We start from the raw sequence: 20,705 nt of genomic DNA on the forward strand, positions 1-20,705 counted from the left end.
GTCACCTTTTTATATAAGAAATTATTTTTTCAATTGTCTCTTCAGCATTTAAGTCTGTACTGTCAATTAAAATTGCATCTTCTGTTTGAATAAGTGGAGAATTTTCCCTGTGAGAGTCATTATAATCTCTCACTTTTAAGTCCTCTAAAATTTCATCAAAAGATACCTTGTCGTCATCAATTTGCTTATACCTTCTCATGGCACGAGTCTTGACATCAGCAGTTAAGAAAAACTTGTATTCAGCGTCTTTTAATACAACTGAGCCAATATCTCTTCCCTCCATGACAACGTCCTTGTCACTTGCAATTTCTCTTTGCATCTTCACGAGATAGTCTCTAATAATTTTCTTTTTGGACATCTCTGAAGTCTTGTTAGAAATTTCATTTTCTCTTATTTCCTTTGAGACATCTCTTCCATCAAGAAAAATTTTATCTCCCTCAAAAGATATTTTTGTGTTTTTAAGAATATCTTCATAAGAAGACTCATCTTCCTTTAGAAGCTTAAGGGTAATAGCCCTATACATAGCTCCTGTGTCAACGTATAAGACCCCAAGTCTCTTTGCAATTTCCTTTGCAAGAGAACTTTTCCCTGAGCCTGCTGGTCCATCTATTGCAATTTTCATTTTTACCTCCAAAAAAAATCACTACTTAGCGTAGTGACTCTTATCATTGTTATTATATTTTATTTTTGAAAATAAGTAAAGGCTTAGAGATTGATGCCGCAGGAGTAGCCAGTTGAATTTGCAATTTGAATATTAAATCCACCTGTTAGTCCATCGATATCTATGACTTCACCAATAAAGTATAAGCCTTTAACAAGTTTTGACTCCATAGTCTTTGGGTCAATATCCTTAACGTCTATTCCGCCACTAGTTACTATTGCCCTGTCAATATCATCGAGACTAGCAAAAATTAATTTAAAGTTTTTAATTGTCTTTACAAGCTCTTCTCTTTCTTCTTTTGTAATTTGATTTATCTTTTTGTCTCCAGGAATTTTTGCAGAATCAAGAACATAAGCAATCAAATCTCTTGGAAGAAGATTTCTTATCACATTTTCAATATTTTTATTTTGATTATCTTCAAAATCTCTCAAGATCCTATTATCCAACTTTTCTTTTGAAAGGGCTGGCTTTAAGTCCAGATAAAGTTCAAAATCATTAAGTCTATTAATTTTGCTTGAAGTCGTTAGGACAATGGGACCTGATATTCCCCTGTGAGTGAAGAGCATCTCACCAAATTCTCTAGAAATAACTTTTTTATCTTTCTCAACTCTTAATTCAACATTTTTTAGGCTAAGTCCTGCTAGTTCAAAATTATTTGAGAGATTAATTCCAATTAGTCCTGGCTTGGGCTCAATGATTTTATGACCAAACTCTTTTCCAAATTTGTAGCCGTCCCCAGTTGACCCTGTGAGTTTATAAGAGATACCGCCACTTGCAATTACCACCTTATCAAATTTTTCTCTGTCATTTAAGATAAAGGTCTCTCCATCTTTTTTTATGGACGTAACTTCTGTATTAAGTCTAACTTCAACCCCAACTTGTCTAAGCTTTTTCTCATAGGCCTTGATGACATCAGATGATTTGTCACTTGCTGGGAAGACCCTGTTCCCTCTTTCAACTTTTAGTGGCAGGCCTAGGTCTTCAAAGTAGTAATAAGTTGTGAATGGTGAAAAAGAATAAATTGATGAGAACATAAAGGAAGGGTTTCTCACAAGATTTTTCATAAAATCTTTTTCGTCTGTGTAGTTTGTTAGATTGCACCTTCCCTTGCCAGTGATAAATAGTTTTTTGCCAAGTTTTTCATTTTTTTCAAAGAGGACAACTTCATGATTTTCTCCTGCCTTAATGGCACACATCATGCCGGCTGGTCCTCCTCCTATAATTCCAATTCTCATCTAGTCACCTTCTTTTCGATTAAGTAAACAATGGGTGGATTGTGTTTTTGATTATAGAATTCTCTCTTCTCTACTTTAAAAATTTTTTGATCAAGAGTTTTTAAAAATTCATCGACGCCTTCTCTCTCTTCAAAAGAGTTTTCGTGACCCAAGTATGAAACTACAATTATTATTCCAGCTTCATTTATTCTGTCTGTTGTCTTTTTCAGTGACTCAATAGTTGAGTCTCTTAAAGTTGTAATCTTTTTATCAGAACCTGGCAAAAATCCTAAATTATAAATTACCAGGTCAAAACTCTTTAGTCTATCAATATTTGCATGGGAGTCCAAAAATAATTCAAAATTTTTATAATCTTTTAATAATCCTTTAGTCTTATTAATGGCCTCCTCTTGGACGTCAAATCCATAGACAAATCCATTTTGTCCAACAGCTTCTAAGAGCTTCAATGTGTCATTGCCCTTGCCAACAGTTGCATCAACTGCAATTTTTCCTAAAAAATTATGAGATAGGACTTCATCCACTATCTCATAATACTTTTCTTTCACTATCATTTTAATCCCTTTAGATATTTAACTTCTTTTTCATTTAGATATCTGTAGTTGCCTGGCTCAAGGTCTAAGAGCTGGATTTCTCCCATGGAAATTCTCTTTAGCTTCTTAACCTTATGGCCAATATAATCAAACATCCTCTTAACTTGATGGTTTTGTCCTTCAAAAATTTCTATTTCAAGAATGGAATCTTGCTTGAAGGATTTTAAAATTTTTAAATTTGCTGGAGAAGTTTTTAAGTCCCTAATGTCAAGACCTTCTCTTAAGAGAGAAAGCTCACGGGCATTGGGAGTCCCCTCAACAGTTACAATATATTTTTTCCCAATTTTATATCTTGGGTGCATCATGATATTTGCAAGTTGACCGTCATTTGTTAGAAAAACTAGGCCAGTTGTGTCAATATCAAGCCTTCCCACTGGGTAAACCCTGTAATCATCGGGCACAAGATCAGTGACAGTTGGCCTGTCTTTTTCATCTGATGCAGAAGTTACAACTCCTATGGGCTTATTTAAAATCATATAAACTTTTTTGCCTTCAAGTGTTAATCTTTTTCCATCGAGGTAAACCCTATCTACGTTGGGATCAACCTTTGTTCCAAGTTCTGTCACAACCTTGTCGTTAACTCTAACAAGTCCCTGCTTTATAAATTCTTCGCACTTTCTTCTCGATGCAGCTCCACAATGAGCCATATATTTTTGTAATCTCAATTAGATTCCTCCTCTAATTCCTTTAAGTCAGGTAGCTCTTCCAAGTTTTCCATCCCAAATTTTTGTAGAAATTTTTCTGTTGTTGAATAGAGATTAGGGTGACCAATCCTATCTAATTTGCCAGAAATTTCTATTAAATCAAAATCCAAAAGTCCCTTAATAGTTGAGTCGCAGTTAACTCCCCTTAGTTCTTCTACCTCTAACTTTGTCACTGGCTGCTTGTAGGCAATAATAGAAAGAGTCTCAAGGGCAGGCTTTGAAAGATTTTTTTCATTTTTTTCTTGTATCAAGTTTTTTAAGTAGGGCTCATTTTCTTGCTTAGTTCCCAGTTGAAACTTCCCGTCAACTTCCCTAAGCCTTAGGCCCGATGTCTCGTCCTTATAATTTTCTTTCATCTCCAAAAGAATTTCTCTCGCATAGTCCTTCCTAAGTTCTAAGGTAGATGCAAGATCCTCTAAGCTTATGGGATCGCCCCAGATGAAAAGAATTGATTCAATTATTGATTTCAGCCTGTTCCTGTCCATTGTACTCTCTCTCTTTTATTAAAATATCTGCAAAATTATCACTTTGATCTGCATAAATATATTCATTCTTAATAAGTTCCAACATTCCCAAAAAATAAGTGATGACATCCACCTTGTAAACTATATCATGAAGCAAATCGCTAAATTTTATCTCCTTATTCTTGTGGAGGGCAAGTTTAATCTTTCTGGCAGCATCTTCCACCTTGAAATATTCTCTTTCAATTCCCACAACTTCCTTGTCCTTATATCTTTTTAAAATATTAAAAAAAGCAAGGGAAAGTTTATCAACGTTAGAATCCTTTAAAAAGTCCAGCTCATTCATGGAAAATATTTCTGTCCTAAGCTTATAAAAGGACTTTGACTCATATTCTTCCTGAACTTTTAAAATTTCTGAAGCTTCCTTATACCTTTTATATTCCAAGAGACTCTCCACCAAATCTTGCCTCGGGTCATCTTCAACCTCCCCATCTTCATCAAGCTCCTCCTTCTTTGGAAGGAGCATCTTTGACTTTATCTCCAAAAGAGTTGAAGCCATTAAAATAAAATCTGAAGTGAGAGTTAGGTTTAACTTCTTCATGTTCTCAATGTATTTTAAAAATTCTTCAGTAATTTTAAAAATCGGTATGTCGTAAATATCTATTTCATTTTCTTTTATTAAATCTAAAAGAAGATCCATTGGACCTTCATAAGTTTTTAAAACAATATTGTATTCCATAAATTAATTCCTAAAGAAATAATTCCATTGATTATTCCATAGACAATTGGTCCAATAAATTTGTCAACAAGTCCAGAAAAAATCATTATAACTAATACAAAATAAAAATATTTTTCATACTTATAAAACTTGTATTCTAAATTTTCTGGCAAAAATGTCGCCAAGACCTTTGACCCATCAAGTGGTGGAAGAGGCACAAGATTAAAGACTCCAAGCATAATATTGTACCAAAAGATTGATGTGAAAAGAGGCACCAAGGCAGATGACTTGTAATTTAAGTAGACTAAAATTATTCCAGAAATTAGTCCAAGAACAAAATTTGTGAAGACTCCTGCAAGAGAAACTAAAAGTGATGCTACTTTCCTATTTCCTTTAAATCTATAAGGATTAATAGGCACGGCCTTTGCCCAGCCAAACCTAAAAATAACCATAGAAATTAAACCCACAGGGTCAATGTGATGCAGTGGGTTTAAGCTAAGTCTTCCGTCATCCTTTGCAGTTGTATCACCACAGAGATAGGCCACGTAACCGTGAGCTATCTCGTGAGGAATTATTGCCACCATTAGGGCAACAATATTTATTAGTATTGATACAATATCTAAGTTATTCATCTCAATCAATCTCTTCTATAATTAATTTGTAATCTTCCTTTATATCAGAAAAAGCATAGGCAGCCTTAATTCTCTTAATTGCTCCCTCAACTTCATTTTCCTTTTCAGTGTAAATTGTCGCAAGTTTATCGCCCTTTTCTACAAGGTCTCCAATTTTTTTGTGAAGGTAAATTCCTGCGCTTAGGTCAAGCACATCATCTTTCTTGTGTCTTCCAGCTCCCAAGTCTCTTGATGCTATTCCAATTTCAATTGCCTCAATGGACTTTACATAGCCAGACTCTTCTGCATAAATTTCTTTAATAATTGAAGATTTTTTAAACTTGTCTGTATCATCGATGTAAGTCTTGTCTCCACCTTGTAGTTCAACCATTTCTTTGAACTTTTCAATTGCAGATCCATCACTTATTTTACCTTCAAGAACTTTTATTGCCTCTTCTTCAGAAGATGAAATTCCTTCCATCATCATTAGTTTAGCTCCAATTCTTAAAGCAATATCTTTTAGATGACCTTCCTTTTTTCCCTTTAGGATATTTATAGCTTCAATAACTTCTAGGCTGTTACCTATGGCATCTCCAAGAGGTTCTTCCATAGAAGTTATAATTGCCTTAGTATTACGTCCGAATTTTTTGCCTAGCTCTACCATTAATTTTGATAATTCTACTGCTGATGGAACGTCCTTCATAAAGGCACCATTTCCAACCTTAACATCTAGGACTAGGGCATCTGTACCTAGGGCAATCTTCTTTGAAAGAATAGATGATGCTATTAGGCTGACATTGTCTACAGTTGCCGTTGCATCCCTTAGGGCATAGAGAAGTTTGTCTGCAGGAACGATGTTTTCTGTTTGACCAATTACTGCAATATTGGATTTTTTTAGGATTTCAATAAAATCTCTTCCACCAATATTTATGGCAAAGCCAGGAATTGCTTCTAATTTGTCAAGCGTTCCGCCTGTGTGACCAAGTCCTCTTCCACTCATCTTTGCAAAAACAAGCCCCACTGATGCAAGTAAAGGTCCTAAGACTAAGGTTACTGTGTCTCCAACCCCACCTGTTGAGTGCTTGTCAACTTTTGATCCAGGAACTTCTGATAAATCTACAGTTTCTCCTGAGTCAATCATTGCCTTTGTAAGATAGTATGTTTCATCTAAATTCAACTTATTAAAATAAATAGCCATTAAAAATGCAGAAACTTGGTAATCAGGAATTTCTCCCTTTACATAATTTTCTACAAAAAATTCTATTTCATTTTGATTTAAAACTTTATTTTCTTTTTTCTTTTGAATAATATCTAAAAAATTCATTAAATTTCCTCGATTATTTCTTTTAATAGTTCTTTAAATTTACCTGCGACTTCTTGGCCAACTTCTACAACTTCTGTGTGGTCAAGAGGAGTGTCTAATATGCCTGTAGACATATTTGTTATAGTTGAAATACCTAGGATTTTTAGGCCCCTGTGTCTTGCAATAATCGCTTCAGGTACAGTACTCATACCAACAGCATCAGCTCCAAGTATCCTTGCCATTCTTACTTCAGCTGCAGTTTCGTAAGATGGTCCTGTGAAGTACATGTAAACTCCCTCTTGAATATCAATGCCAAGTTTTTTTGCAGACTTTTCCGCAACTTCAATGAGGTCTTTGTTATAAAGATCTGTCATGTCAGGAAATCTTGGTCCAAGGTCTTCATCATTTGGTCCAATAAGCGGATTCTTACCCATTAGGTTAATGTGATCATTTATAATCATAAGATCTGCTGGTTCAAAGTCAGTGTTAACTCCACCTGCTGCGTTTGTTAGGATTAGAGTTTTTATTCCTAGACCTGCAAGAACTTCTATTGGATAAACAACTTCCTTGATATCATAACCTTCGTAGTAGTGAATTCTTCCCTTCATTACGCAAACTTCTTTTGAATTAATTTTTCCAAAAATTAGTTTACCATCATGTCCCTTAACTGTAGAAACTGGAAAACCAGGAATTTCTGTATAAGGAATCTCGATTTTATCTTCAATGGAATCGGCAAAATCACCTAGGCCAGATCCCAATACAATTCCAATTTCAGGCTGATTTTTTATTTTTCCTTTTATATAGTCAATCGATTTATTCATTGTTCCTCCTAAAGTTATTGTAGTAAAGAATTCATGCCACACTTTTTGAGTCGTTTATCTCTCCTAAGCTAACAAGTTTTAAGGCTTCCTCAAATTTTATTTTTTCAACAGAAAGATGCTCAAACTCATCAAGGTCTTGGTCGCCTAAAGTCAAGTCTTCTGCATAAAAAATAAATAATTTTTCATTAGTAAAACCTGGAGAAGAATAAATTTCTGCAAGATAGTCAGACTTCTTGGCATCATAGCCAGTTTCTTCTTTGAGTTCTCTTAAGGCAGCCTTTTGAGGTTCCTCTCCAAAATCAACCATACCAGCTGGTATTTCGTAGATCTCCTTATCAATAGCCTTCCTATATTGTTTTATAAGTATAATTTCATCTTCTTCAGTTATGGCAACTATGCCCACAGAAGGCTGTCTTTCCACTATTTCTCTCTTAGTGTACTTTTGTCCCTCCATCTCAACAGTATCAACCCTTAGTTGCAGGACCTTACCGTCAAAGATTTTTGTTGATTTCATAGTTCTTTCTTCATAATTTGAATTTGTCATTTAATCACCAATCATTTCCTTTGCAGTTTCAATTGCAATTTCACTTATATTCATACCGCCAATTAATCTAGCAACTTCATTAACTCTCTCGTCGTAGCTTAATTTGTCAATTGTAGAAATTGTGCTATTGTTAACCACATCTTTTTTTATTGCAAAGTGCGTGTCCGCAAGGGCAACAATTTGTGGCAAGTGAGAAATTACTATAACTTGTCTATCTTTTGAAACTTCCTTTATCTTGTTTCCAACTATTTGAGCTGTCTTTCCACTTATACCCGTATCTATCTCATCAAACACAAGTGTAGGGATATTGTCCTTTTCTGCAATTATGGACTTAAAGCCAAGCATAATTCTTGACATTTCACCACCAGATGCCACCTTTGCCATTGGCATAAGATCTTGGCCAAGGTTGGGCGCGATTAAGAATTCAATCTTGTCAATCCCATCAAAGGAAAGGTCTTTTTCTTTTATATCAATCTTAAACTTAGCGTCTTTAATATTTAACTTGTTGATCTCTTCTTCAACTTTTTTCTCGAGAATCCTTGCAGTCTTTTTCCTATTTTGGCTAATTTTTTCCGCAAGTATTAAGGCTTCCTTCTCTTTTTCTTTGATTTTCTTTAAAAGTTTATTTAAATTATCTTCAAAGTTTTGCAAAAATCTAAGTCTCTCGCTTATTTCATCGAAGAAGATAGTTATAGCCTTAACATTATTTCCATACTTTAATTTTAAATTGTTTACAAGGTCTATTCTTTCTTTTAAAAATTGTAATCTTTCCTCGTCAATTTCACTAGTATTTATATACCTGTCAAGGTCCTTTGCAATATCAGATATCCTAAATCTTATATCCTCTAGGTTTTCTTCCATTTCTTTTAAGTCCTTGTTGTAGCTTGTGACGTCAACCACATTGGCAATCACCCTGTCCAAAATGTCTTCAAGAGAACTTGTCTCGTAGCCTTCATTTATTAAAGACTTAGCTTCAGATAATTTTATCAAAGTGTCTGTCATATTGTTTAGGGCATTGAAGTCATCATAAAGTTCTTCATCGTCATAGTCACTCAGACCTGCATCTTCAATTTCTTTTATTTGGTACTCAAGAAGGTCAATTTCCCTGTCTTTATTTTGTTCCATATTGGACTTTTCATTATATTCATTTTTTAAAGAATTTATTTTTTTCTACAAGTTCTTTTAAATCATCAAGTAGTTGTCTCTGACCCTTGCCTGAAAAGTCATCGATCAACTTCAATTGATTTTTGTTGTCCATTAGGGAAATAGATTCATGCTGAGCAAAAATATCGATAAGATGGCTGGAGATTTTTGATAAAATTTGAGATGTAACAGTCCTGTTGTTGACCCTAGTAATGCTTGGTCCCTTTTCACGAATCTCCTTTGAAACAACAACTAAATCTCCTGAATCAATTCCATATTCAAGAAGAAGGTTCTTAGTTTCTTCATCATAAGAAGAAAAAACTGCCTCAATAAAGGCCCTGTCCTTACCTTTCTTTATAATATCCTTGTTGGCCCTTTGACCAAGGACAAGACCAAGGGAGTCGATAATAATTGACTTACCTGAACCTGTTTCTCCTGTTAAAACATTGAGACCAGATTCAAATTCTATTTTCATATTTTCAATTATTGCAAAATTCTCGATATTTAACTCTAAAAGCATATTTCACCTAATCATTTAAATTTTCATAAGCCTTATTTACAATTTCTTTTGCATCAAAAGTTTCGGAAGATTCTCCGTAATTTGACAAGTATATTAAAAATTCTATGTTTCCACTTGTTCCCTTAATTGGAGAATTTGTCAAAGCCTTTATATTAAGGCCTAGTTCTCCTGCAAGGTCAATTATTTTTTCTATAACCTCAATATGTACTTTTTTGTCTCTTACGATTCCACCCTTGCCAACTTTTCCCTTGCCAGCTTCAAATTGTGGCTTTACAAGGGCAACAATTTCACCTTCCGGTCCCAAGATGTCCTTGGCAACAGGAAGAACAAGTTCAAGTGAAATAAAGGAGACATCAATAGAAATAAAGGAAACATCTTCTTCGATTATTCCCTTGTCAAAATACCTAATGTTAGTCCTCTCAAGAGATACAACTCTTTCATCCATCCTAAGCTTGTAGTCAAGTTGGTTGTAGCCAACATCTATGGCGTAAACTTTTTTGGCTCCGTGCTTTAACATGCAGTGGGTAAAGCCCCCAGTTGATGCACCTATATCCACACAAACTGCATCTCTAAGGTCAATTTCATAGTCATCAATCATCTTCTCAAGCTTGTGGCCACCGCGAGATACAAAGGAGTCTTCAAGTCCCTTAATGTAGATTTTTTCTTCTTCTTTAAGTTGAGTTCCAGGTTTTTCCACCCTATCTGTTCCAATAAAAACCTTGCCTTCCATTATTAGTCTCTTGGCCTTTTCTCTTGAATCAATTAGGCCCTTTTCAACTAATAAGACATCTGCTCGTTTTTTTGCCATTACCTACTCCTATTTACTAATTTGGCTGCAAAAGATTTTAATGCATCCTCTTTAAGTTCAAGACCATCTAGGGCATCATAGGCTCCATTAGTTAAGTCGATAATTTCATTTTGAAGGTCTTCCTTGTCCTTAAATAGGAGCATGTTGATTTCGCCACTGTCTGGGTCCTTTTCTTCATCTAAGAGATCATCTTCAAATTGGTAGGCAATACCAATGTATTCACCAAACTTTGCAAGCTTAGTAATGTTGTCTGGATCAAGACCTGCTACAATACCTCCAACTACAACTGATGCCTTAATTAGGGCTCCAGTCTTTAGCTTATACATATTTTCGCAGTCATCCTCTGTGTAATCTGAAACGTCTCTGTCAATATCAATAGTTTGACCACCAATCATCCCATTAACACCTGTAGCGTTGTAGATATATTTCATGGCCCTCATAGCACGCTTTAAGTCTTCAGGATCTTCAATATTTTCAATATGTCTTAAGAGAATTTCCATAGACATATTTAGAAGTCCATCGCCAGCAAGGATCGCAATCCCTTCAGAATAAACCTTGTGGTTAGTTGGCTTATCTCTTCTAAAGTCATCATCATCCATAGCTGGCAGATCATCGTGAACAAGTGAATAAGTGTGAATCATTTCAATTGCAGCTGCAAAAGGTAGTATTTTATCCAAAGATTCATCTGAAAATTCACAAAAACTTATTAAACAAAAAAGGGGTCTTATCCTTTTACCACCAGAAAACAAGGAATACTTAATAGAGTCAATAACCTTGTGTTGGGGACTGTTGTCGTACTCAAGTAAGGAGCTCAAATAATTATTAAATTTTTCTAGCAAATTATCGAAATCTCTCATCTTTTTTGTCCTCAATAAATTCTGAATTTTCTTCTGCAATAGTTTTAATCTTGCCCTCGTAGGCCTTTAAGGTATTGTTTAAGTACTTATAAAGCTCAATTCCCTTTTCGTATTTTTTTATGGAATCTTCGAGACTAATGTCCTTAGACTCAAGTTCCCTTATTATATTTTCAAGCTCCCTAAAGGAACTTTCATAATCTCTTTCCATTTAATCCCTCACTTCCACTTTTTGAACCTTGGATTCTACTTGGCCATCCTTAAATTTTAAAGAAATAAGATCTCCCGGTCTTGCTTCTCTTGCAGACTTAAGACTTTTTCCATCTTCTGTCAGGATTTCAACCTTATTTATCTTTTCAAAGGCCGAATCAAGTCCCATCTTTAATAGGTTTAGCCTATTTCTTTCATTTTTTAACCTAGTACTTAAGTCATAAGAGCAAAGAAACTTCTCAAAACTCTTAACTTTCCTATGATTATCATTGACATAAGTCTTAAAATAATAATTTAAGAGTTTTTTATCAAAATTTAGACTCTCTTTGTCCTTGTTAATCCTAGAATTTATATTTATAGAAATATTTTTTAGCCTGTAGGAATAATTTTCAAGATTCTTGGACTTTTTTAACTTAAAATTCCCCAGATAAAACTTTTTCTCCTGAAGGTCATACTCATGGTCCTCAATAATTTTTTTTATAGAGGAATTTAAAAGTACATGAGCCCTTAAGAGGTCTCTAGTCCTTTCATTTATCTTATAAACTTGGTTTTTTATAGAAATATTTTTGTATAGATTTAAGAGCCTTAATCTATTGAAATCAAGTCTCCTATCCATGAGATTTTTTAGCTGAGACTTTTTCTTCTCGAGTTCAGAAAAAATTTCATTCTCACTAATAGTCACAAGTTCAGCTGCATTAGTCGGAGTTGCCGCCCTCATATCTGCTACAAAATCACAAATAGTGTAGTCTACCTCGTGACCCACAGCAGAAATCACTGGGATTTTTGATGCAAAAATTTCCCTTGCAAGACCTTCATCATTAAAGACAAAGAGGTCTTCAAAGCTTCCTCCACCTCTGGCAATAATTATTGTGTCTACTGGCTCTTCTTGGTTAAAATATTTCACACCAGAAATTAAAGTTTCAGCTGCATAGGCTCCCTGAACAAGACTTGGATAAATAAAAACATCACAAGTCTTATTGCGTTTCCTAAAAATATTTATAACATCCTCAATGGCTGCACCACTAGTCGATGTAATAAGTCCAATCCTCGATGGATACTTCTTTAATCTCTTCTTGTGGCTAGGGTCAAAAAGTCCCTCCTTAGAGAGTTTTTCTTTAAGATCCAGGTACTCCTGGTAGAGATTGCCCTTGCCATCAAGTTCTAATTGGCTAATATATAAAAAAACCCTGCCACTTCTATCGTAGTAAGTGACAGTTCCCTTTGCCATAACCTTTGCCCCATCGAATATATTACTTTTTATATCCTCTTGGCTTGCCATAGCATCAATACGGGCAAATTTATCCTTGAGAGAAAAATAAATATTTCCATTCTTGTGGTAATTTAAATTAGTAATCTCCCCAGTGACCTTAATGTCCCTTAGGATATAGTCCATTGAGATTAGCTTTTTGATGTAATTATTCAGTTCACTTACATTAAAAGCAGACTTTGCCAAATTAAAAACTCCTGTAAATTGTTCCCAAAATTCCGTTTATAAATTTAGGTGCTTCGTCAGAACTATAAAGTCTTGCAATTTCAACAGCTTCATTAATAGAAACCTCTTCAGGGATATCATCCTTGTAGAGAAATTCGTAGACAGCAACCCTAAGGATTTGCCTGTCAACCTTGGCAAGTCTTGCCATAGTCCAGCCCTTTAAATTTTTTTCTATTGTCTCATCAACTACTTCAAGCTTGTCCAAAATATCTGGAACTACCCTATTGATGTAATCAACTTCATCCCCTTGGAAGTTATTGTTTTCCATAAAAACTTCTAGCTTGTCAGTAGAGAAGTCATTATTTATATCCATGGCGAAAAGGGCCTGCATGGCCCCTATTCTTGCTCTCTTCCTACTCATTTGACAACAGTCTTTTCAGAATTTTTTACAGCAATCCCTGAAATGTGAACATTGACTTCTACAACATCAAAGTCTGTCATATTCTCAATTGCTTCCTTAACTTCTTCTTGTACCTTTTCAGATACTTCAACAATTTTTATTCCGTACTCAATAGTAATATATACATCTACAATAGTTTCTTTTTCGCCAATATTGACTCTAACGCCCTTATTGAAATTTTTTGTATTTAAAATGTCAGTAACTTGAGACTTGAAGTTAGATCCAACCTTAACAACACCATCAACACTTTCAGCTGCAACTGATGCAACTGTAGCGATAACATCTTCAGAAATCTTAACTTGACCTTCTGCCTCATTACCATTAACAAGATATTTATTATCCACTATTACACCTCCAAATTAACTAAAATAATTATACCAAATACTTCTTATATTATCAATTTATTGCACTTTGCATGACTTTTTTTGGAAGATATTTAATAGTAAATTAGACTTGCAAATGTGCTTGCAATTTTATAAGAATTTATTAAAAAATAACTAACTAAATTGAAAACGAAATTGAAAATTTATTATGAGCCCATAAAAATTTTTAAAATCCTTATTAAAGATTGACTAAGATTTTATTGTAACTTCTTAAAAATTTGTAAGCTTGTAATTAAATAGTAAGCAAGAAATAATTATGAAGTCTTTAAAAATTATAAAATTCTTATTAATAAGCAAGTATGAATTTATTATGAAGTCTGTAAAAATTTGTGAGCCAATAACAAAAAGCTTTTTAACAATATTGAGGTGATGATAAAAAAATATGACCTATAAAAATTTTATAAAAAATTATTTATAAGCTTGTAAGTCCTAAGTCGCTAAAATTTAAAATAAAAAAAGCCCGAGGACTTAATACTTGACGTCTAACAAGTATAGTCCACAGGCAGGTGCTGTTGGTCCAGCGGCCTTTCGAGTTTTTTTCTCCAAGGCTTCCTTCATATATTCAATTTCTCTTTGACCCCGTCCTATCTCGAGGACAGTTCCTGTTACAATTCTTATCATATTTTTTAAAAAGGCTTTTGCTACAAAGTCAAAATACAAAAAGTCTCCATCTTCAATGACATCTATTCGATCAATGGACCTTATGGAGTCCTTGACTATGGCCCCTTTTCCCATAAAGGAGTTGAAGTCGTGCTCTCCTATTAAGTAAGAAAGAGCCTTCCTCATCCTATCTGGGTCCACTTCATAGGGATATTCATAGGCACGATTGCGTAAGAGGGCATGCCTATATCTTGACCTGTGAACTACGTAACGATATTTTTTTAATCTTGCATCATATCTTGCGTGAAAATCATCTGGAACATACCTTGCTTCAACAACTGAAACATCTTCTGGCAGGTTAAAGTTCAAAACCTTAGGGAGATTTCCTATATCAATTGTGGTATCAGAATAAAAATTTGCGTATTGTCCCTCAGCGTGAACTCCCTTGTCAGTTCTTCCTGCATAAAAAATCTTCACAGGATGTTTGACAGTTTTTTCAATTCCAAGATTTATTTCTCCCTCAACAGTCCTCTCATCTGGTTGCATCTGAAATCCGTGAAAGTTAGTCCCGTCGTAGTTAATTTTTATTAAAATATTTTTCATATCTTAGAAACCACAACTATTATGCCAAAGAAGATTAGGTTGCCAATAAATAAGATGACATCTTTCTTCACGATCTTTGAGGCATTCATCTTTGTCCTGCCATCTCCACCTCTGTAACATCTTGCTTCCATGGCTGTGGCAAGTTCTTCTGCCCTCCTAAAGGAGTTAATGAAAAGTGGAACAAGGAGTGGAACTAAGTTTTTCGCACGCTTGATTATATTTCCTGACTCAAAGTCTGCTCCTCTTGCCATTTGTGCCTTCATAATCTTGTCAGTTTCTTCTATAAGTGTTGGAATAAACCTAAGGGCAATTGTCATCATCATGGCAATCTCGTGACTTGGAACTCCAATCTTCCTAAAAGGCCTTAAGAGCGATTCTATCCCATCAGTTAGTTCTATTGGCGAAGTTGTATAAGTTAATAAACTTGTACCAAGAACTAAGAGGATTAGTCTTATTCCCATAAAGACAGCAAGGTTTACCCCTTCTTTTGAAATTTTTAAAAATCCAAAAGTGTAAATTGCTTCTCCAGGCGTGAAAAATAAGTTAATTATAAATGTAACGAGGATAATCCACTTCAGTGGCTTTAATCCCTTTAGGACCATTCCAAGTGGTAGCTTGGCGTTAACTATAATTAAAAGTAAGTATAAAACTACTGGTATATACATGAAAACTGATTTTATAAAGAAGAGTGAACATATAAATAAAATCATTGTTATCATTTTTAATTTTGGGTCATACTTGTGGACGGCACTTTCACCAGGAAAATATTGGCCAATTGTTATATCTTTAAACATTAGAAGCACCTCTCAAATATTTTTTTAGAGACTCCTTGGCCTCTTCCACAGTTATGGCATCCTCGTTGATGTCTAGACCCTTCTTCTTTAAAGTCCTCATAAGAGAAGTTATTTGTGGAATCCCAAGTCCAACTCCAAGAAGCTTATCTTCCTCTCTAAAGATATCTCTTGGCTCTCCATCTAAAAAGACTTTACCCTTATCAAGGACAACTATTCTCTCAGCAATTTTCGCCACGTCTTCCATGGAGTGGGAAACTAAAATTACTGTCATCTTCCTCTTTTCATGAATGCTTTTTATTTCACTTAGGATTTCGTCACGACCCCTTGGGTCAAGACCTGCTGTTGGCTCATCAAGTATTAAAACTTTTGGCTCCATGGCAAGGACACCTGCTATGGCCACCCTTCTTTTTAAACCTCCAGAAAGTTCAAAGGGTGACTTGTCCTTATAAGTTTTATAGTCGAGCCCAACTGACTCCATAGAAGACTTTACCCTCTCTTGAACTTCTTCATCACTTATATCCAGGTTTTTTGGTCCAAAGGCAATGTCTCTTTCAATGGTTTCTTCAAAAAGTTGGTATTCTGGATATTGAAAGACTAAGCCAACTTTTTTTCTAAGGTCAGTTAAATTTGCTCCAGACTTATCAACCCTTGTTCCATCAATAATAATTTCCCCAGATGATGGCTTCAAAAGTCCATTTAGGTGTTGGATAAAGGTTGACTTGCCTGAACCAGTGTGACCAATGAGGCCAATGAATTCATTCTCTTCGACTTTTAAGCTGATGTCATCAACAGCCTTCTTCTCAAAAGGGAGGCCCTCGCTATAGATATGTGTTAAGTTGTTAATTTCTATTAGTGACATATTTCCTTCACCATTTCTTCTATATTTAAAACTTCCCCAGAAATATCAAAGCCATCTTTTTTTAGTTCATAGGCAAGTTCTGTTACTTGGGGCACATCAAGGCCAAGTCCCTTGATCTTGTCCACTTGAGAAAAAACTTCTCTTGGAGTCCCACTTAGGACCATGTTGCCATCTTCCATTACAACAACCCTGTCGCTAATGGCCGCCTCTTCCATGTAGTGGGTTATTAAGATTATTGTCTTTCCCTCTTCCTTGTTGAGTTTAACAAGAGTGTCAATTACTTCCCTCCTGCCACTTGGGTCAAGCATGGCAGTTGGCTCATCGAGAATTATATATTTAGGCGACATGGCAAGGATTCCAGCTATGGCTACTCTTTGCTTTTGTCCACCAGAAAGAAGGTGGGGTGCATTTTTTTTATATTCAGACATCCCAACATCCTCTAGGGCACTATCAACTCTTTTTCTTATTTCACCTGGTTCAATCCCCATATTTTCAGGACCGAAGGCAACTTCATCTTCAACAATAGTTGCAACTAATTGGTTGTCTGGATTTTGAAAAACCATGCCAGCAGTCCTTCTTATGTCCCAGATCTCCTCTTCACTCTTGGTATTCATCCCATCAACAAGGACATCTCCCTGTCCTGGCAATAGGAGACCATTTATTAGTTTGGCAAGGGTAGACTTTCCAGACCCATTGTGACCCAAGAGAGCCACAAATTCGCCTTCTTTTATTTCTAAATTTATATCTTTTAAAATCTCTTTTGCATTTTCATCTTCGTAGTCGTATTTAAAAGATAAGTTTTTTATACTAATCATTTTATCACCTTTATGTTAACCTATTATAAAGGATAACTTAACAAAAATCTATATTATTTCTTTGACACATAGGGGTTATCTCTAAGACAAAACCTTAGAGGAAGATTTGCATCTTCGCCAGCATAATCTATTCCAATCCTCTTTGTAATTACAAGGTCTTTTTCGGGAACTTCTTCTCCTTCTCCTATGTAGAGATAATTCTTTGACAAGATTTTTCCATTTAAAGACCTATTAATTTCAAGCGCCATGGAAAGCTTCCCAGGTCCATTGCTTAGGTTCTTCCTTTGATAAGTTGATAGATCTTCATAAGCCTTTCCAAATCGATTTTTAGAAATTCCATCTAAATTTTCAAGGGGTTCTACTCCACGAATTAAAACTGCCTCTGGATGTTCTTCGTCTCTTGTCACAATATTTAATAAGTCGTACATTCCATAAATCAAGTAGACGTAGATGTGACCTCCAGGTAGATAAAGTGTCTTATTCCTATCAGTAATCCTACCACCATAGGAGTGGCAGGCCATATCCTCAAGGCCCAAATAAGCTTCAGTTTCAACTATTTTTGCACAGAAAAAATTACCAGAAATATTTCTGATAATTTTCTTGCCTATTAAAGATTTTGCAACTTCAACTGTATCTCTTTTGAAAAAATCATTCTCTAGAATTTTTCCAGTGGTCATACTTTTCCAATTCCTTGTCTAATTTTTTTACTATATAAGTTAGAACACTTAAGTCATCAAAGAATCCAAAGAACAAAACAAAGTCAGGAATTATATCTGCTGGATTTAAAAGATATAAAAACCCAGCCACAATTAAAATTATGTCCTTCTTTTTTACATCCCTATAATTTCCCTTGGAATAATCCATGACAAGACCCAGAGCAAGTCCAAGTTCTCGTGAAATCTTTTTAAATAAATCCATCTTATTTGTTGTAGCTGTGGATTCATGAATCACCCTATTAAGTCTATCTTTATTTTTAAAGACTTGATTGTCATAGGGCCATAACTTTCTCAAAGTTCTATAATAATTCAAATTTCTCCCCCTAAGTTAAAATTTGCATTTCTCTTACTACTTTTCTTTACCCAAAAAGAGATTTATGCATTCATCCAGGAAGAATCCTTTGGATTGTCCCTAAATAATTTTAACTTTTCAATTTCGCTTTCTTTAATATAGTCCATTTCGTGAGCAACTTCTATTAATTCATCAAAAGTTGTAAGTGAATTGTGTTTAAAACCTGATGCTTTAAAGTTTTCTTCAGCATTTTTCATATTATAAGTGAAAATACTTACGATTCCAAGGACTTGGTATCCAACTTCTTCAAGAGCCTTTGCAGCTTCAATTGAGGATCCACCAGTTGAGAATAAGTCTTCAATAACTACAACTTTTGCTCCTTCAATTTTTGCACCTTCAATTTTATTTTGCTTGCCGTGGTCCTTATTGGAAGATCTTACAAAGCCCATAGGAAGTTTCATGGCATCAGCAATTATAGCTGCATGAGGAATGCCTGCTGTTGCAGTTCCCATTATATATTCTACTTCAGGGTATTCTTTTTTAATTAAATCAACAAGACCCTTCTCTACTTGACTTCTTTCTTCTGGATAAGAAAGAGTCAGTCTGTTGTCACAGTAGATTGGAGATTTTATACCAGATGCCCAAGTGTATGGATCTTCTGGTGAAAGAGTAACGGCCTTTAATTTTAATAAAATTTTTGCAATTTCTCGCATTATTTTCCTCCTAAAAAGTCTTCTTTGATTTCTCTATATTCCTTTAATGGGTCTTCTGCCTTAGTGATTGGTCTTCCCACAACGATGTAATCAGATCCAAGCTCTCTTGCTTCGCTAGGAGTTACAACCCTCTTTTGGTCGTCAGTATTTTTTACCTTCCTAATTCCTGGAGTAACTGTGATAAAGTCTTCTCCCAAATTTTCCTTTATCTTTGGCACTTCAAGTGCAGAGCAAACAATACCACTTAAGTTAGCTTCCTTTGCAATATTTGCATAGGCAAGGACAACCTCATCAAGAGACTTATCCTTGTCAATTTGAAGTTCCCCATGCATGACCTCTTCGTCTGTAGAAGTAAGCATAGTTACACCAAGTGTTATTAGGTCACTTTTTTCATTTTTTACAATTTCACTGGCATCGCTTAACATCTTCTTGCCACCAGCAATGTGGTAGTTGATCATGTCAACATCAAGGGCAATAAGGGAATTTGTCGCCCCCTTACAAGTGTTTGGAATGTCGTGAATCTTTAAGTCCAAGAAAATCTTGTGACCTAGTTTTTTTATTTCTCTTACAATACTTGGGCCTTCCTTGTAGAAAAGTTCCATTCCAACTTTTACATAGACTTCCTCATCTTTAAAATCCTTTAAAAAATCAAGAGCCTTATCTCCACTTGGAAAATCTAGTGCAATAATTACATTCTTTGCCATATTAACCTCAGCTTTCTCCAGTCGCCTTATCTTGCAAGTAGGCGTTAATAAATGTATCTAAATCTCCGTCCATTACCTTTTCTACGTCACCAACATCTACATTTGTCCTGTGGTCCTTAACCATAGTGTAAGGTTGGAAAACATAAGATCTTATTTGTGAACCCCAAGCAATTTGTGAGTAGTTACCTTGAAGGTCTTCGATTTTTTCCTTCTTTTCTTCTTCAGCAAGAGCAACGAGCTTTGCCTTTAACATATTCATTGCCTTTTCCCTATTTTGGATTTGGCTACGTTCATTTTGACATTGAACAACGATTCCTGTAGGAATGTGAGTAATTCTAACAGCAGAGTCAGTAGTGTTAACGTGTTGTCCACCTGCACCAGATGACCTGTAAGTGTCAATCTTTAATTCTTCGTCTTTGATTTCAACTTCTGTGTCGTCGTCAATTTCTGGGAAGACATCAACAGATGAGAAGGAAGTGTGTCTTCTCTTGTTGGAGTCAAAAGGTGAAATCCTTACAAGTCTGTGGACTCCCTTTTCTCCCTTTAGGTATCCATAGGCATTGTCGCCAGAAATCTTTAGAGTTACTGATTTAATTCCAGCCTCGTCTTCCTTTAAGAGGTCAAGAGTTTCAACCTTGAAGCCTTTATTTTCTGCATATCTTGTGTACATCCTAAGTAGCATACTTGCCCAGTCTTGGGCTTCAGTTCCACCTGCACCAGCATGGATAGAAAGAATGGCATCGTGGGAATCGTACTCGCCATTTAATAAGGTGTTTAGTTTAAATTCAGCAGCTTCCTTTTCAATTTCATCAACAACTCCTTGGAAGTCAGAGTATGAAGAGTAGTCTTCCTCTATTTCCATTAGAGTAATTAGGTCTTCTGCATCAGTAATTAGTTCATTTAACTTGTCGTATTGATCTATCTTTCTTTGATATGAATTTGTTTCACGTATAACTTTTTGGGCACTTTCATTGTCGTCCCAAAAACCTGGTTCCATTTGTTTTTTGTTAAGCTCAACAACTTTTTCTTTGAGAGAATCTATCTCAAGAGACTCACCTAGGGCTTTAGTTGTAAGCTTGGAATTTTCCAGGCGCTCCTTATCTAAATAGATATTTTGCTCCATAAAAATCCTCCTTTGTATTGCTTATTTT

Annotated in this window: 27 protein-coding genes; all 27 read right to left on the reverse strand. The window is 35.1% G+C overall.

Annotated elements, in window-relative coordinates:
* Position 1 precedes the first annotated feature (1 nt).
* Positions 2-622: a (d)CMP kinase gene (gene cmk / locus DRZ96_RS09200; protein ID WP_112890425.1), complete on the reverse strand. Its 621-nt coding sequence runs from the start codon at positions 620-622 to the stop codon at positions 2-4.
* 83 nt (positions 623-705) lie between these two features.
* Complete coding sequence (locus tag DRZ96_RS09205; protein WP_112890426.1) at positions 706-1,896, reverse strand: BaiN/RdsA family NAD(P)/FAD-dependent oxidoreductase; 1,191 nt, start codon at positions 1,894-1,896, stop codon at positions 706-708.
* Positions 1,893-2,447, reverse strand: coding sequence for a tRNA (mnm(5)s(2)U34)-methyltransferase (locus DRZ96_RS09210; protein WP_112890427.1), 555 nt, complete (start codon positions 2,445-2,447; stop codon positions 1,893-1,895). Before DRZ96_RS09210 ends, DRZ96_RS09205 begins: the two co-directional genes overlap by 4 nt.
* Positions 2,444-3,151 (reverse strand): pseudouridine synthase, encoded by a 708-nt coding sequence (locus tag DRZ96_RS09215; RefSeq protein ID WP_112890428.1) that lies wholly within the window; start codon positions 3,149-3,151, stop codon positions 2,444-2,446. The genes DRZ96_RS09210 and DRZ96_RS09215 overlap by 4 nt, the downstream gene beginning before the upstream one ends.
* Positions 3,148-3,675, reverse strand: a complete 528-nt coding sequence (gene scpB, locus DRZ96_RS09220; protein ID WP_070701937.1) for an SMC-Scp complex subunit ScpB — start codon at positions 3,673-3,675, stop codon at positions 3,148-3,150. The genes DRZ96_RS09215 and scpB overlap by 4 nt, the downstream gene beginning before the upstream one ends.
* Complete coding sequence (locus DRZ96_RS09225) at positions 3,644-4,390, reverse strand: segregation and condensation protein A (protein WP_112890429.1); 747 nt, start codon at positions 4,388-4,390, stop codon at positions 3,644-3,646. Before DRZ96_RS09225 ends, scpB begins: the two co-directional genes overlap by 32 nt.
* Complete coding sequence (locus tag DRZ96_RS09230) at positions 4,369-5,001, reverse strand: site-2 protease family protein (protein ID WP_112890430.1); 633 nt, start codon at positions 4,999-5,001, stop codon at positions 4,369-4,371. The genes DRZ96_RS09225 and DRZ96_RS09230 overlap by 22 nt, the downstream gene beginning before the upstream one ends.
* A 1-nt stretch (position 5,002) precedes the next feature.
* Positions 5,003-6,304: a thymidine phosphorylase gene (locus DRZ96_RS09235; RefSeq protein ID WP_112890431.1), complete on the reverse strand. Its 1,302-nt coding sequence runs from the start codon at positions 6,302-6,304 to the stop codon at positions 5,003-5,005.
* Positions 6,304-7,104 (reverse strand): purine-nucleoside phosphorylase, encoded by an 801-nt coding sequence (locus DRZ96_RS09240; RefSeq protein ID WP_112890432.1) that lies wholly within the window; start codon positions 7,102-7,104, stop codon positions 6,304-6,306. The genes DRZ96_RS09235 and DRZ96_RS09240 overlap by 1 nt, the downstream gene beginning before the upstream one ends.
* Before the next feature lie 31 nt (positions 7,105-7,135).
* Positions 7,136-7,648 (reverse strand): NUDIX hydrolase, encoded by a 513-nt coding sequence (locus tag DRZ96_RS09245; protein ID WP_112890433.1) that lies wholly within the window; start codon positions 7,646-7,648, stop codon positions 7,136-7,138.
* Complete coding sequence (locus tag DRZ96_RS09250) at positions 7,649-8,773, reverse strand: DNA repair protein RecN (protein WP_236587194.1); 1,125 nt, start codon at positions 8,771-8,773, stop codon at positions 7,649-7,651.
* Positions 8,774-8,792: 19 nt separating this feature from the next.
* Entirely contained in the window at positions 8,793-9,311 is a 519-nt protein-coding gene (locus DRZ96_RS11765) for an AAA family ATPase (RefSeq protein WP_236587195.1), read from the reverse strand.
* A gap of 7 nt (positions 9,312-9,318) precedes the next feature.
* Positions 9,319-10,119, reverse strand: a complete 801-nt coding sequence (locus DRZ96_RS09255; protein ID WP_112890434.1) for a TlyA family RNA methyltransferase — start codon at positions 10,117-10,119, stop codon at positions 9,319-9,321.
* The gene (locus tag DRZ96_RS09260; RefSeq protein ID WP_112890435.1) at positions 10,119-10,976 is read right to left on the reverse strand and encodes a polyprenyl synthetase family protein; all 858 of its coding nucleotides are present in this window, start codon (positions 10,974-10,976) and stop codon (positions 10,119-10,121) included. Before DRZ96_RS09260 ends, DRZ96_RS09255 begins: the two co-directional genes overlap by 1 nt.
* The gene (xseB, locus tag DRZ96_RS09265) at positions 10,960-11,184 is read right to left on the reverse strand and encodes an exodeoxyribonuclease VII small subunit (protein ID WP_060799977.1); all 225 of its coding nucleotides are present in this window, start codon (positions 11,182-11,184) and stop codon (positions 10,960-10,962) included. The genes DRZ96_RS09260 and xseB overlap by 17 nt, the downstream gene beginning before the upstream one ends.
* On the reverse strand, positions 11,185-12,636 hold the full coding sequence (gene xseA / locus DRZ96_RS09270; RefSeq protein WP_112890436.1) for an exodeoxyribonuclease VII large subunit: 1,452 nt from the start codon (positions 12,634-12,636) through the stop codon (positions 11,185-11,187).
* Position 12,637: 1 nt separating this feature from the next.
* On the reverse strand, positions 12,638-13,036 hold the full coding sequence (gene nusB / locus DRZ96_RS09275; RefSeq protein ID WP_070701963.1) for a transcription antitermination factor NusB: 399 nt from the start codon (positions 13,034-13,036) through the stop codon (positions 12,638-12,640).
* Entirely contained in the window at positions 13,033-13,419 is a 387-nt protein-coding gene (locus DRZ96_RS09280) for an Asp23/Gls24 family envelope stress response protein (RefSeq protein WP_070701964.1), read from the reverse strand. Before DRZ96_RS09280 ends, nusB begins: the two co-directional genes overlap by 4 nt.
* Before the next feature lie 507 nt (positions 13,420-13,926).
* On the reverse strand, positions 13,927-14,661 hold the full coding sequence (gene truA, locus DRZ96_RS09285; RefSeq protein WP_070701965.1) for a tRNA pseudouridine(38-40) synthase TruA: 735 nt from the start codon (positions 14,659-14,661) through the stop codon (positions 13,927-13,929).
* Entirely contained in the window at positions 14,658-15,455 is a 798-nt protein-coding gene (locus tag DRZ96_RS09290) for an energy-coupling factor transporter transmembrane component T family protein (protein WP_070701968.1), read from the reverse strand. Before DRZ96_RS09290 ends, truA begins: the two co-directional genes overlap by 4 nt.
* Positions 15,448-16,314 carry an energy-coupling factor transporter ATPase gene (locus DRZ96_RS09295; RefSeq protein WP_112890437.1) on the reverse strand — a complete coding sequence of 289 codons (867 nt, stop codon included), beginning with the start codon at positions 16,312-16,314 and terminating at the stop codon, positions 15,448-15,450. The genes DRZ96_RS09290 and DRZ96_RS09295 overlap by 8 nt, the downstream gene beginning before the upstream one ends.
* Positions 16,305-17,129 carry an energy-coupling factor transporter ATPase gene (locus DRZ96_RS09300; RefSeq protein WP_112890438.1) on the reverse strand — a complete coding sequence of 275 codons (825 nt, stop codon included), beginning with the start codon at positions 17,127-17,129 and terminating at the stop codon, positions 16,305-16,307. The genes DRZ96_RS09295 and DRZ96_RS09300 overlap by 10 nt, the downstream gene beginning before the upstream one ends.
* Positions 17,130-17,182: 53 nt before the next feature.
* Positions 17,183-17,806 (reverse strand): DNA-3-methyladenine glycosylase, encoded by a 624-nt coding sequence (locus DRZ96_RS09305; protein ID WP_112890439.1) that lies wholly within the window; start codon positions 17,804-17,806, stop codon positions 17,183-17,185.
* Positions 17,778-18,158, reverse strand: coding sequence for a YkvA family protein (locus tag DRZ96_RS09310; protein WP_112890440.1), 381 nt, complete (start codon positions 18,156-18,158; stop codon positions 17,778-17,780). The genes DRZ96_RS09305 and DRZ96_RS09310 overlap by 29 nt, the downstream gene beginning before the upstream one ends.
* A gap of 62 nt (positions 18,159-18,220) precedes the next feature.
* Positions 18,221-18,850 (reverse strand): orotate phosphoribosyltransferase, encoded by a 630-nt coding sequence (gene pyrE, locus DRZ96_RS09315; protein ID WP_112890441.1) that lies wholly within the window; start codon positions 18,848-18,850, stop codon positions 18,221-18,223.
* Complete coding sequence (gene pyrF / locus DRZ96_RS09320) at positions 18,850-19,554, reverse strand: orotidine-5'-phosphate decarboxylase (RefSeq protein ID WP_112890442.1); 705 nt, start codon at positions 19,552-19,554, stop codon at positions 18,850-18,852. Before pyrF ends, pyrE begins: the two co-directional genes overlap by 1 nt.
* 7 nt (positions 19,555-19,561) lie before the next feature.
* The gene (gene prfB / locus DRZ96_RS09325) at positions 19,562-20,677 is read right to left on the reverse strand and encodes a peptide chain release factor 2 (protein ID WP_070701979.1); all 1,116 of its coding nucleotides are present in this window, start codon (positions 20,675-20,677) and stop codon (positions 19,562-19,564) included.
* Positions 20,678-20,705: the final 28 nt, after the last annotated feature.

Source organism: Peptoniphilus harei, assembly GCF_900454685.1.
GTDB lineage: Bacteria > Bacillota > Clostridia > Tissierellales > Peptoniphilaceae > Peptoniphilus_A > Peptoniphilus_A harei.

Bases quoted from the DNA above. Each gene is read 5' to 3' on its own strand.
- DRZ96_RS09210 (WP_112890427.1), bottom strand. From the start codon at position 2,447: ATGATAGTGAAAGAAAAGTATTATGAGATAGTGGATGAAGTCCTATCT.
- cmk (WP_112890425.1), bottom strand. From the start codon at position 622: ATGAAAATTGCAATAGATGGACCAGCAGGCTCAGGGAAAAGTTCTCTT.
- DRZ96_RS09250 (WP_236587194.1), bottom strand. From the start codon at position 8,773: ATGGAACAAAATAAAGACAGGGAAATTGACCTTCTTGAGTACCAAATA.
- DRZ96_RS09290 (WP_070701968.1), bottom strand. From the start codon at position 15,455: ATGTTTAAAGATATAACAATTGGCCAATATTTTCCTGGTGAAAGTGCC.
- DRZ96_RS09305 (WP_112890439.1), bottom strand. From the start codon at position 17,806: ATGACCACTGGAAAAATTCTAGAGAATGATTTTTTCAAAAGAGATACA.
- DRZ96_RS09230 (WP_112890430.1), bottom strand. From the start codon at position 5,001: ATGAATAACTTAGATATTGTATCAATACTAATAAATATTGTTGCCCTA.
- DRZ96_RS09300 (WP_112890438.1), bottom strand. From the start codon at position 17,129: ATGATTAGTATAAAAAACTTATCTTTTAAATACGACTACGAAGATGAA.
- nusB (WP_070701963.1), bottom strand. From the start codon at position 13,036: ATGAGTAGGAAGAGAGCAAGAATAGGGGCCATGCAGGCCCTTTTCGCC.
- pyrF (WP_112890442.1), bottom strand. From the start codon at position 19,554: ATGGCAAAGAATGTAATTATTGCACTAGATTTTCCAAGTGGAGATAAG.
- DRZ96_RS09295 (WP_112890437.1), bottom strand. From the start codon at position 16,314: ATGTCACTAATAGAAATTAACAACTTAACACATATCTATAGCGAGGGC.
- prfB (WP_070701979.1), bottom strand. From the start codon at position 20,677: ATGGAGCAAAATATCTATTTAGATAAGGAGCGCCTGGAAAATTCCAAG.
- DRZ96_RS09245 (WP_112890433.1), bottom strand. From the start codon at position 7,648: ATGACAAATTCAAATTATGAAGAAAGAACTATGAAATCAACAAAAATC.
- DRZ96_RS09260 (WP_112890435.1), bottom strand. From the start codon at position 10,976: ATGAGAGATTTCGATAATTTGCTAGAAAAATTTAATAATTATTTGAGC.
- DRZ96_RS11765 (WP_236587195.1), bottom strand. From the start codon at position 9,311: ATGCTTTTAGAGTTAAATATCGAGAATTTTGCAATAATTGAAAATATG.
- DRZ96_RS09205 (WP_112890426.1), bottom strand. From the start codon at position 1,896: ATGAGAATTGGAATTATAGGAGGAGGACCAGCCGGCATGATGTGTGCC.
- DRZ96_RS09255 (WP_112890434.1), bottom strand. From the start codon at position 10,119: ATGGCAAAAAAACGAGCAGATGTCTTATTAGTTGAAAAGGGCCTAATT.
- truA (WP_070701965.1), bottom strand. From the start codon at position 14,661: ATGAAAAATATTTTAATAAAAATTAACTACGACGGGACTAACTTTCAC.
- pyrE (WP_112890441.1), bottom strand. From the start codon at position 18,850: ATGCGAGAAATTGCAAAAATTTTATTAAAATTAAAGGCCGTTACTCTT.
- xseB (WP_060799977.1), bottom strand. From the start codon at position 11,184: ATGGAAAGAGATTATGAAAGTTCCTTTAGGGAGCTTGAAAATATAATA.
- DRZ96_RS09235 (WP_112890431.1), bottom strand. From the start codon at position 6,304: ATGAATTTTTTAGATATTATTCAAAAGAAAAAAGAAAATAAAGTTTTA.
- DRZ96_RS09225 (WP_112890429.1), bottom strand. From the start codon at position 4,390: ATGGAATACAATATTGTTTTAAAAACTTATGAAGGTCCAATGGATCTT.
- scpB (WP_070701937.1), bottom strand. From the start codon at position 3,675: ATGGACAGGAACAGGCTGAAATCAATAATTGAATCAATTCTTTTCATC.
- DRZ96_RS09240 (WP_112890432.1), bottom strand. From the start codon at position 7,104: ATGAATAAATCGATTGACTATATAAAAGGAAAAATAAAAAATCAGCCT.